This window comes from Streptomyces sp. SS7 (assembly GCF_037993025.1).
Classification (GTDB): domain Bacteria; phylum Actinomycetota; class Actinomycetes; order Streptomycetales; family Streptomycetaceae; genus Streptomyces.
On record NZ_CP141223.1, the window covers coordinates 9505842 to 9517211 of the forward strand.

Below are 11370 nucleotides of genomic sequence, written 5' to 3' on the forward strand. Positions count from 1 at the left end.
TTATCCGCGCGCCCGTCGCGCCAGTTCGTGCAGCACCGTGGAGGTGGGCACGGGCGCCTGGCGGACGCCGGTCAGTTGCTGCTTGAGGTAGGTGCCGGCCGAGGCGAACTCGGCGGCGACGCCCTGCGGGCGGAACCCGTGCCGGATCTCCAGCTTGCGCAACCCCACTTCGGTGGACAGGAGTTGGGCGAGTCCGGAGCCGTTCTCGGTGAGCGGTACGGCGGTGTGGTCGCTGTTGACGGTGGTGTCCGGGTAGAGGACCACCAGGTCGTCGGGCTGCTGCCCGTCCGCGAGGAGGGAGGCGACCTGCGACTCGTAGACCAGGACGAGCGGGTTGCCGACGCCGCTGACGAAGTCCCGGAAGGCCGCGTCCGTGCTGGACTGCTGGGCGCCCTGGACGCTGACCAGCTTGTGCAGCAGCGGCGCGGTCCTGTCGACCTCGGCGGTGCTCGCGACGACCTTGCCGCCGCCTGCGACGTAGGAGGCGGCGGCGAGATAGAGCGCGCCGGAGTTGGAGGTCTCCGGGTCGGTGCTGGACAGGTAGAGGGTGCCGGTCAGCTCCCCGTACTTCTCGGCGCCCTTGAGCTGCTGCCAGGTCCGGTCGGAGCGGGCCGCGTCCAGATAGGCGGCCATCTTCAGGGTGCCGCGGTGCGCGGCGTCCAGGGTGGCCAGGCCGTTGGCCGCGAGGACCCCGGCGGCGCTCTTGTGCGCCACGACGACCAGGGGCGAGTAGAAGGGGCGGGGGAGGGTCCCCTGCACCTTGTACTTGGCCGCGAGTTCGACGGCTGGCGCCTGGCTGCTGGGGAACGCGAGGTCGTAGCCCTTGAGGTTCAACCCCTCCATGGCCCAGGACCCGGAGGTCTCGACCTTGACGGTGTAGCCCTTGGCGGCGAGGGCCTTCACCACGTCGGGATCCGCGAAGAACTCCGCCTTCTCCGACCCGATCACCATCCGCACGGTCTTCGTTGCCGTGCCCTTGTCCTCATTGCTGCGACCCGCGACGACGGCGACCACCACACCCGCCATCAGCAGTGCCGCGAGGACGATTCCCATGATTCGTCTCACAGGTGGAGCCTGCTCCCGGAACCCCACATTCCTGGGTATCCCTGGTGAACGGACGGCGACACACCAGCCCCGGCCTTGCAACGCCCCTGCCCAACGCCCCTGCCCAACACCCCTGAGGGGCGCGAAGCCGACGCGGTGCACGGCGCCCGGTCCGCGCGTCGCCGCGGGTGCACGCGGACCGGGGCCGGTCGGGTGGTTCAGCCGACCGTGCTCGGTTCCTTCGGGGCCGTCGGGGCGGCTGTGGCCGTCAGGGCGTTGGCGTTGGACCGCAGATCCAGTCCAGCGGGCACGTAACGCCGCAGCGGCGGGCGCCCCCGAGGACGGGTTGGAGGGTCAGAGGGCAGGTGCAGCGACGTAGGTGAAGGATCCGGTGGCGATGCCGCCGAGGGTGGTGACGGTGATGTCGAAGGTGCCCTCCTGTCCGCTGGGCGGGGAGGTGGCGATGAGCGTGGTGTCGGAGACGGCGGCGAAGGTGGCGGGGGCGCCGTTGAAGGTGACCTGGTCGGTGGCGGCCAGCCCGGTGCCGGTGATGCTCACCTCGGTACCGCCGGTGGTGGGGCCCGTACCGGGGCTGACGCCGGTGACGGTGGGCGTGCCGAGGTAGGTGTAGAGCAGGCTCTCGGCGCGTCCGCCGGGGGTGAGCACGGTGATGGTGACACCGCCCGCGACAGGAGTCCCGACACCGGCCGGTGTCCTGACGGCCAGATGCGTGTCGGAGACCTTCTGAATGACGGCCCGGCGGGGCCCGAAGTACACGTCGACGGCTCCGGCCAGGTCGCGGCCGGTGATGGTGATCTCCTGGTCGCTGCCGGCGAGGGGCCCTGCGGCGGGGCTGATGCCGGTGAGGGCGGGAAGGGGCCGGTAGTAGAAGGTTCCGAGGATTCCGGCGCCGCCCGCGGTGGTGACCGTCACCGGGACGGCGCCGCTTCCGGCAGGGGCGGTGACGGTCAGTGAGGTGTCCGTGTTGGCGATGACGGCGGCCGGGGCAGTGCCGAAGCGCACGGAACTCGCGCCGGCCAGGTGGCGGCCGGTGATCGTCACCCGGGTGCCGCCGGCCGTTGATCCCTGGTCGGGGATCACGGTCGTCGCCATGACACTCACGCTGTCCGACGCGTTGTCGGTCACGTAGGCCTGTGTCCCACCGGGGGTGATCGCGATGCAGGTGGGACCGTCTCCGACGTCGATGTTCTCCACGACCGTGTGGGTGGCGGCGGCGATCACGCTCACCGTGTCCGGCTCGACGTTCGCCACGAAGGCGTGAGCACTGTCGGGACTCACCGTCACCAGGCGCGGCTGGGAGCTGACGCCGACGGTCGCGGTCACCGTGTTCGTGGCGGTCTCGATGACGCTCACCGTGGAGTCGCCCACGTTCGTCACGTAGACGTGAGCCCCGTCGGGCGCGGCGCTGACCAGGATGGGGTTGAGACCGACGGAGACAGTGCCGGTCACGGTGTGGGTGACGGTGTCGATCACGCTGACCGTGTTGGAGAAGAGAGACGCGACGTAGACGCGCGCCCCGTCCGGTGTGACGGCCAGACCGATCGGTGCGCCTGCGACCGGGACGGTGGTGGTGACGGCGTTCGTGGCGGTGTCGACCACACTCACCAAGTCCGCGTTCTGCACGGACACATAGGCGTGGGCGCCGTCCGGGGCGACCCCCACCACCGAGGCCCCCGCCCCGACGGCAACGTCCGCGACGACGGAGTTCGAGGAGGTGTCGACAACGGTGAGGAGACCGTCGGTGTTGACGCTCACGTACACCCGACTGCCGTCCGGACTGACCGCCACGAAGGTCGGGCCGGCACCGGTGGGGATGGTGTGGGTGACCGAGTCGGTGGCGGTATCGATCACACTCACCGTGTTCGAGGCCCGGTTGGCCACATAGGCGCGGGTTCCGTCGGGCGTGAGAGCGATGCCCTGCGGCTCGGACCCGACCGGGATCGGCGTTCCCGACCCGAACACGGCAGCACCGAACGCGAGACCACGCGCCGGGGCAGACAACTGAGACAGCGACGTCGAGGTGACCATGACACTCCCTGAGACAGGCGGGAGCATTCCTCCCGCACGGAAATGTCTGCTCCTCGGATGGGCCAACCGTGAGCAGCGCCCGGCCGAAGCGGGCGGCGAGTTGTACACGCGCAGGGGTTGAATACCCTTACGTGAATACTCTTAACGTTCATGGAAAACGTCAGATTTTCTGACGGTTCGCCCTTGCTCCGCTTCGCGCCGCTGCGCCGTACGTACATGGCCCAGCGCAGGCCGTCGTGGGCCCGGACGCCGGCCAGAAGGAAGGGCGAGCGCGCCGGTTTACTCCCCGCAGACTCACTTGCCGATGCCTTGACGATCCGTTCCCGGCACGTTCAACCCGCCGTCCGCGCCTGTGCCGTGTGCCCGCCTACGTTCCTTCACGGTTGCGAAGGAAGGGACTCATGGACACACTTCCCGCCGTCCGGGCTCGCGGTGTCACCAAGTGTTTCGGCGAGGTGGTCGCCCTCGACGGCGTCGATCTGGAGGTGGTGCCGGGGCGGATACACGGTCTGGCAGGGCCGAACGGCGCCGGCAAGACGACGCTGCTCGGTCTCCTGCTGGGCCTCGCCCTCCCCGACAGCGGCCGTCTGGAGATCCTGGGCGCTCCGGTGGAACGGGCGCTCGCCGGTCCCGACGGGGTCGCCGGCTTCGTGGACGGGCCCGGTCTCTATCCCGCGCTCACCGCCCGGCAGAACCTCGCCGCGCTGGATGGGCTCCGCGGCCAGGACGCGCGGACGGCGGGGACCGACGAGGTCCTCGACCAGGTCGGACTCACCGACGTCGCCGACGACAAGGTCCGCGGGTTCTCGCTCGGGATGCGCCAACGCCTCGGGCTGGCCGCCGCGTTGCTGACCAGGCCCCGGCTGCTCGTCCTCGACGAACCCGCCAACGGTCTCGACCCGGTCGGCACCCGGCACGTGCGCGGTGTCCTCACCCGGCTCGCCGCCGAGGGCACGAGCGTGGTGCTGTCCACCCACCGCATGGACGACCTGGACGCCGTGTGCGCCGAGGTCACCATCCTCGCCACCGGACGGGTCGTCTTCTCCGGCCCGCTGCGCGAGCTGGCCGCCCGGAACCGTGAACTCGACCACCGGCTGCGGACGTCCGACCCGGAGACGACCCGGAAGCTGGCCGCCGACGCGGCCGGGATCCGGATCGTCGAGGACCCCGGGGCACGGCACGACCCCGAGGTGGCCGTCGTCCGCGGGTCGGTGCCCGCGCTCGACGAACTCGTCGCGGCCGTCGTGCGGTCGGGCGTCGCGGTGCGCGAACTCGCCCCCGTCGTATCGCCGCTGGAAGCAGCCTTCCTCGCCCTCACCGAGCGGCAGGAGAACGGCGGATGACCGCGCCCACCGGCACCGCGCCCCTCGACGCCGAGTCCACCGGTCCCGGGTCCGCCGACGCCGCACCCGCCGCTGCCGGCCGCCGTGTCCCGCTTGCCCGCTGCTACCGCTTCGAGCTGGTGAAACTGTGCGCGCAATGGCGGATCCGGCTGCTGGTCCTCGTCTGCTGGATCGCGCCGGGGCTCTTCACGGCCGGGGTGAGCGTGCAGAGCACCCTGCCCACGGACACCCTGTTCGGCCGCTGGATGCATGCCACCGGGTGGGCCGGACCGCTGGTGATGCTCGGCTTCGCGGGCACCTGGGCGCTGCCGCTGCTGGCGTCGGTCGTCGCCGGTGACGTGTTCGCCTCCGAGGACCGGCTCGGCACCTGGCGCCATCTGCTGGTCGCGGTCCGCTCGCCCGGACGGATCTTCGCTGCGAAGGCACTGGCGAGCCTCACCGTCATCCTGCTGCTGGTGGCCGGGCTGGCCTGCTCCAGCACGGCCGGGGGGCTGCTGACGGTCGGCTCCCGTCCACTGGTCGGCCTCGACGGCCGGCTGCTGCCCCCGGGGGACGCCGCCGGCCGGGTGCTGCTCGCCTGGGCCTGCGCCCTCGCCCCGACCCTCGCCCTCGCCACGGTCGGACTGCTCGGATCGGTCGCGCTCGGGCGGTCCCCGACGGGGCTGCTGCTGCCCCCGCTCCTCGCGCTCGCCACGTCGGTCGCCCAGATGCTGCCGCTGCCCGTCGCGGTGCGCCTCGCCCTGCCCGGCTACGCCTTCGTCTCGTGGAACGGCCTGTTCACCGGTCCGCCGCAGCTCCGCCCGCTCCTGATCGCGGTCGCCGTCAGCCTGGTGTGGGCGCTGGTCGCGACCGCGCTGGCCCGACTGCTGTTCCTGCGGCGCGACTTCACCAACCCGGCCTACGACGGCTCGGGGCGCCGCGCGCTCACCCTCGGGCTGCTGCCGCTCGCCGCACTGACCGCCCTCACCGTCGCCGTGCTCGCCCTGGTGACCCCGTCCGCCGGCTCCGGCATCGAACAGGACAAGGTCCAGCGATCCCTCGCCACGGCCTTCGCCCACCTCTACCGCCTGCAGACCGCCCAGCTGCACCGCCCCGCCGTCACCGAGGACCAGATGCGGGCCGCGGCGGCGTGCACCAAGAGCGACGGACAGGGTGCCCAGGAGGGCGCGGGCAACGACTGGCGGTGCGTCGTCACCTGGCATCTGCCCGGCGTGCCCGTCGCGGGGACGGCCGTCTACCAGCTCGACATCGGCTCCGACGGGCGGTTCGTGGCGGACGGCGACGGACCGAAGGAAGTGAACGGCTATTTCCTGGTGCGTACTTCGACCGGAGACGCCCCGAACCCCCTGTGGCAGTTCGACGGCAACGTCGAGCTGCTGGACACCACCTCGAAGGGACAGTTCCATGCAGGTAACACGGCAGCGCCGGGTTGACGAGACGCAGCGGGTCACCCTCTTCGGCAGACGCCTCGGCCGCCGGACCACGCTGGTCACGGCAGGCATCGCCGTCGCCCTCGGGGTCACCGGCACCGCGGTCGCCTCGACGTACCGGTTCGGCACCCAGCAGGTCGGTCAGGTCACCTCCCGCGGTCAGGTGGTCTCCGCCGACCAGTACATCAAGCCCTACGGCACCCGCACCGTCATCGAAGACGGCAAGATCATGTCGTCGACGGTCAGCCCGGACGGCACCCGTCTCGCGGCCTCCCTCGCCGACGGCGACGCCTCCCTCGTCATCATGGACCTGACGACCGGCCAGGTGAAGCAGCGCATCGGCACCGGCGCGGCCGACGACCTGCGGATCAGCAGTGGCTCGGTCGGCCAGGAGGGCCCGACCTACTCGCCCGACGGCAGGCAGCTGTGGCTCGGCCAGGCGGGCGGCTACACCAGGTTCACCGTGAAGGCGGACGGCACGCTCGCCGACCCGACCGCCGTCCCGATCGCCGCCCAGGGCGCCCAGCAGGCCCTGGTGGGCGCGGCGGTGTTCTCCCCTGACGGCTCCACCGTGTACGCGGCGGTCAACGGCCAGAACCGCGTCGTCGCCCTCGACGCGGCGACCGGCGCCGTCGAGCGCAGCTGGACCGTGGGCACCGCCCCGCGCGGCATCGCTCTCGTCGGCGGCAGGCTCTACGTCAGCAACGAGGGCGGCCGCGCCGCCGAGGCGGGCGACACCACCATCACCTCCTACGGCACCGACGTACCGGCGAACCCCGACACCGGGGCCAGCACCACCGGCACGGTCAGCGTCATCGACCCGGCGGACCCGTCCGCCGCCGTCGGCACCATCGCCGTGGGACTGCACCCCACCGCGGTGTACGCGGCGAAGGGCGCGGTGTTCGTCACCGACACCGCCGACAACAGTGTGTCGGTCATCGACCCGCGCAAGGGCAAGGTCGTCCAGACCATCGCCACCCAGCCGTGGCCGGAGGCCTCGGTCGGCTACGAACCGAACGCCGTGACCCTCACCGACGACGGCCGGCTGCTGGTGACGCTCGGCCGTGCCAACGCCGTCGCCGTCTACCGCTACACCTCCCCGCAGCAGCCGGCCCGCTATGTCGGCCTGCTGCCCACGGACTACTTCCCGTCCGAGATCACCACCGTCGGCAAGGAGGTGGTCGTCTCGAACACCCGTGGTGTCGACGCCCTCCGCCCCGACAGCGCCGGCCACAACACCCACGACACCACATCCAGCCTGACGCGCTTCACCCTGCCGAACGACAGTGTGATCAGGTCCTCCACCGCCCAGGTGTTCCGGCAGAACGGCTGGACCGCGGGCTCCGTCAGGACGGCAGGCGGCCGCGGCCACGCCAAGCCGGTGCCGGTCCCCGCGCGGCTCGGCGACCCCTCGACGATCAAGCACGTCTTCCTGCTCGTCAAGGAGAACCGGACCTACGACCAGGTGTTCGGCGACCTCCCGCAGGGCAACGGAAACGCGTCACTGACCCAGTTCGGCGACAACGTGACGCCCAACCAGCACGCCCTGGCCCGGCAGTTCGGGCTCTACGACAACTTCTACGACATCGGTACGAACTCCGCCGAGGGTCACAACTGGCTGATGCAGTCGGACAACCCCGAGTACACCGAGTCCTCGGCCGGTGAGTACACGCGCAGTTACGACACCGAGAACGACGTCCTCGGCCACCAGAAGACCGGGTTCATCTGGACGGGTGCCGAGGCGGCCGGCAAGTCCGTCAAGGACTTCGGCGAGTTCCAGTCGCTGGAGACCAAGCCGGCCGACGCCACCTGGCAGAACCTCTACTGCGACAGCAGGAACATGGCCGCGACCGGCGCCGACACCGCGTACCCGATCAGGACGGGCTCGGCGATCCCCTCCCTGAACGACGTGTCGGTGCAGGGCTTCCCGCTGTTCGACCTCGGCGTCCCGGACATCTACAAGGAACAGATCTGGAAGCGGGACTTCGAGAAGAACGGCCCGGCGAACCTGAACATGTTCTGGTTCTCCAACGACCACACCGGCGGCCCCGCCAACGCGGCCGCCGAGGTCGCCGACAACGACCTCGCGGTCGGCCGCATGGTCGACGAGATCTCGCACAGCGCGTACTGGAAGGACTCGGCGATCTTCGTGGTCGAGGACGACTCCCAGGCCGGCCTCGACCACGTCGACGGCCACCGCGCCCCGGTCCAGGTCATCAGCCCGTACGCCCGGCACGGCGCGGTCGACAGCCACTACTACTCGCAGATCACCATGGTCCGCACGATCGAGCAGATCCTCGGCATCCATCCGATGAACCAGCTCGACAGCGCGGCCACCCCGATGTTCGGGGCGTTCACGCCGAAGGCCGACGACACGCCGTTCACGGCGGTTCCCCACCGGACCTCGCTGACCCTCGGCGTGAGCCCCCAGCCCTCCTGCGGCGCGGACACCCCGGCGGCCCAGAACGCCGCGGCGGCACCCGCGCCGACCACCGTGACCGTCCCTGCGGCGCAGCGCAAGCTCGCGGCACGGTGGAAGACCTGGGCGTCGCACCAGAGGCTGACCGGCCCGAAGGCGGTGCCCGACTACGCGAACCCGGCCCAGATGAACCGCTACACCTGGTACCAGACCCACGACTGGACCAAGCCGTACCCCGGCGACACCAAGGTCTACGCGCCGGACGACGTACCGGGCGCCTACCTGCCGTCCCCGGAGTCCGACGGCTGAGCGGCCGGGGCCCCGCCACCGCAGGGTGAGCTGCGCGTGCGAGGATGTCGAAGGGGGGCGCAGGACGGAGAAGCGCGCAGGGAAAGCGGAGTTGGGGCGGGATGATCGGGACGGTGTTCCGGACGGAGGACGTACCTTCCTCCGAAAGGTTCGACCATTGGCGGGAGATGGTCGGACGGATGCGGTCGCCCAGTGACATCACCAGTGCGCACGCGGCCGACTTCTGGGCCGAGAGCCGGGTGATGGAACTGGGCTCCGTGATGGTGTGGCCGACGTCGTTCCTGCCGACGCGTTACCGGCGCAGCCCGAAGCTGGTGCGCCAGTCCGACCCCGAGCTGTACCACCTCACCCTGCTGATCGACGGAGGCCTCGCTCTCGACCATGCGGGGCGGAACGACGCGTTCGGCCCCCGTGACCTGCACCTGACCGACAGCTCACTGCCGTACGACCTCTGCCCCTACGGCACCCGGCCGGCGGACGGCACCGGGTCACGGGTCGTGACGGGCGTGGGCGTCGACCTGCCCAAGGCGCTCCTCCCGCTGCCGCCGCACCGGGTGCGGGAGCTGCTGGGCCGAGGCCTGTCGGCGCGGGAGGGGTTCGGCGCCCTCCTGGCGGACTTCCTCATCAGTCTGGAGCGGCAGGCCGACACCCTCCCGCCGTCGGACGCAGCGCGCCTGGGCGGGGTCGTACTGGATCTGGTGTCGGCCTGGTGCGCACAAGTCCTCGACACCGAGGCCGACTTGGAGCCGGAGTCGCGCCAGCAGGTCCTGGTGCGGCGCATCCAGGCGTTCATCCGGCAGAACCTGCACGATCCGGACCTCACCCCTCCGGTGATCGCCGCCGCGCACCACATCTCCCTCAGCTATCTGCACCGGATCTTCCCGCAGCAGACGCGGGGCGAGACCGTCGCCGCCTGGATCCGCGGCCGCAGACTGGAGGGCGCCGCCCGCGACTTGGCGAACCCCTCGGCGTGCTCCCTGCCGATCCACGCCGTCGCCGCCCGCTGGGGCATCTCCCGCGCCTCCGACTTCACCCGAGCCTTCCGCGCCGAGTACGGGCTCTCTCCCAAGGAGTACCGCCACCGGGCACTGACGGGCGGAAGGCAGTAGCGGTCCCGCGTGCGGCACTGCACTGCGGCGGTGCGGCGACCTCCTCCGGTGCGACGACTCCGTGCGTGCGGATGCCGTGCCGGATCAGGATCTTGACGTGCTCGATGGCCGCGGGACCGCTCGGGAGCAGGGCGGCGAAGACCTCGGCGGGGGTGTCGAGACCGGCGTAGCCCCCCACGACCGGGTGGATCTCCGCCGGACGCTTGCCGGAACCGATCACCGAGACGCGGGTGTGCGAGAGGGATCTTCCCGGCGCTCGGCCGACGGGTCCGACACGACGACCGGTGCCGACCCCGGTCAGGGGAATCCTGAGACGGCCGTACGCCCAGACGACCGACCGCTCGGCCAGCCCGCCCGGGCAGTCGTCGGCGTACCCGACGGTGCGGACCCGGCCGTCGGGAGCGGTCACCCCGGGCACGGTCCTCCTTGTGCTGTCAGGCCGGGAGATCGCTGCCGCAGACGATCCGCCGGGCATGTGCAAGGCGCCCTTTCCCGCGGCCGCCCGCGGGGAGGCTCACTGCGCCAGCGGGTCGGGGCCGGGGCGCCAGGGGCGGCACAGGGCCAGGAAGCAGCAGGTCGCGGCCGGGGCGAGGCCGAGGACCGACGCGGCCATGGGCAGGGCGGCGGACGGTCCGCCGAGGCCGGCCAGGGTGGTACGGGCCGGTGTGCCGGCACCTGGGGGCGAGCCCGGAGTACGCCGTACTCTCCACGCTGCTGGGGCAGTTGCGGGCGGAGTACGACCGGCCGGCGGCGACGGCGTCGGTGGAGATCCTGCAACTCCTTCTGGCCACGGTGCTGTTGCAGGTCGACCGGCTGCCCCACCCGGAGGGCGGCGATCCACGGGCCGGCGGCGAGGTGTACGCCCGCTTCCGTGCCGAGCTGGAACGCTCCTACGCCACCACGCGCCGCGCAGCCGACTACGCCCACCGCCTCGGATACTCCGTCAAGACCCTCACCCGCGCCTGCGCCGCCGCCACCGGACAGCCCGTCAAACGCGTCATCGACGCCCGGGTCGCCCTGGAGGCCCAGCGGCTGCTGGCCCACACCGACGAACCGGTGGCGGCGATCGCCCGCCGCCTCGGCTTCCCCGAACCCACCAACTTCGGCAAGTTCTTCCACCGTCACACCGGCGTCACCCCGGGCGCCTTCCGGCAGACCCACCAGCGCCTGGGGGAAAATGGGCGCGCCATCAGCTCGACGAAGGACCGGAATTGACGAGCCACACCACCCCGCCCGAGGCGGACGATGACCGTTTCTGGCAGGAACGACACATCTGTTTCCTGACCACGCACCGGCCGGACGGCAGTCCCCACCTCGTCCCCGTCGGGGTCACCTTCGATCCGGAGGCCGGGATCGCGCGCGTCATCAGCAGCGCCGGCAGCAGGAAGGTCCGCAACGTCCGGGCGGCCGGACCCGGCGCGACGGCCGCGGTCGGCCAGGTCGACGGACGCCGCTGGTGCACCCTCGAAGGCACCGCGGTGGTCAAGGACGACCCGGAGTCCGTCGCCGAGGCCGAGCGACGCTACGCCGAGCGCTACCGGCAGCCCCGCCCCAACCCCGAGCGCGTGGTCATCGAGATCACCGTGACCCGGGTGATGGGGACCGTGCGGCCCCCCGGCTGGTGAGCGCGGCCCCGTCGGGCGTCAGGCACGGCACGCCCACCGCCG

Annotated in this window: 8 protein-coding genes and 1 pseudogene; 6 read left to right on the plus strand and 3 right to left on the minus strand. The window is 71.6% G+C overall.

The genetic code is table 11. From position 1 onward, the window contains the following. The gene (locus U5640_RS42785) at nucleotides 1-1053 is read right to left on the minus strand and encodes a hypothetical protein (protein WP_340384599.1); all 1053 of its coding nucleotides are present in this window, start codon (nucleotides 1051-1053) and stop codon (nucleotides 1-3) included. 345 nt (nucleotides 1054-1398) lie between these two features. Then, entirely contained in the window at nucleotides 1399-3027 is a 1629-nt protein-coding gene (locus U5640_RS42790; protein ID WP_340384600.1) for an IPT/TIG domain-containing protein, read from the minus strand. Between the two features lie 467 nt (nucleotides 3028-3494). On the opposite strand from U5640_RS42790, the gene U5640_RS42795 reads away from it, so the two are divergent. The 4 genes from U5640_RS42795 (at nucleotide 3495) to U5640_RS42810 (ending at nucleotide 9703) form a co-directional block, all read left to right on the plus strand. Further along, complete coding sequence (locus U5640_RS42795) at nucleotides 3495-4436, plus strand: ABC transporter ATP-binding protein (protein ID WP_340384601.1); 942 nt, start codon at nucleotides 3495-3497, stop codon at nucleotides 4434-4436. Then, nucleotides 4433-5869, plus strand: a complete 1437-nt coding sequence (locus U5640_RS42800; protein WP_340384602.1) for an ABC transporter permease — start codon at nucleotides 4433-4435, stop codon at nucleotides 5867-5869. Before U5640_RS42795 ends, U5640_RS42800 begins: the two co-directional genes overlap by 4 nt. Then, complete coding sequence (locus U5640_RS42805; protein WP_340384603.1) at nucleotides 5841-8594, plus strand: bifunctional YncE family protein/alkaline phosphatase family protein; 2754 nt, start codon at nucleotides 5841-5843, stop codon at nucleotides 8592-8594. The genes U5640_RS42800 and U5640_RS42805 overlap by 29 nt, the downstream gene beginning before the upstream one ends. Before the next feature lie 101 nt (nucleotides 8595-8695). Next, nucleotides 8696-9703, plus strand: coding sequence for a helix-turn-helix domain-containing protein (locus U5640_RS42810; protein ID WP_340384604.1), 1008 nt, complete (start codon nucleotides 8696-8698; stop codon nucleotides 9701-9703). On the opposite strand, the gene U5640_RS42815 is transcribed toward U5640_RS42810, so the two are convergent. Next, on the minus strand, nucleotides 9624-10112 hold the full coding sequence (locus U5640_RS42815) for a hypothetical protein (protein ID WP_340384605.1): 489 nt from the start codon (nucleotides 10110-10112) through the stop codon (nucleotides 9624-9626). The genes U5640_RS42810 and U5640_RS42815 overlap by 80 nt on opposite strands. A 242-nt stretch (nucleotides 10113-10354) precedes the next feature. On the opposite strand from U5640_RS42815, the pseudogene U5640_RS42820 reads away from it, so the two are divergent. Together U5640_RS42820 and U5640_RS42825 are read left to right on the plus strand one after the other, a co-directional pair. Next, nucleotides 10355-10918: pseudogene (locus U5640_RS42820) on the plus strand (AraC family transcriptional regulator); the annotation flags it as partial. Beyond that, entirely contained in the window at nucleotides 10915-11328 is a 414-nt protein-coding gene (locus U5640_RS42825) for a PPOX class F420-dependent oxidoreductase (RefSeq protein ID WP_340384606.1), read from the plus strand. The pseudogene U5640_RS42820 and the gene U5640_RS42825, both read left to right, overlap by 4 nt. The last annotated feature ends 42 nt before the right edge of the window (nucleotides 11329-11370 follow it).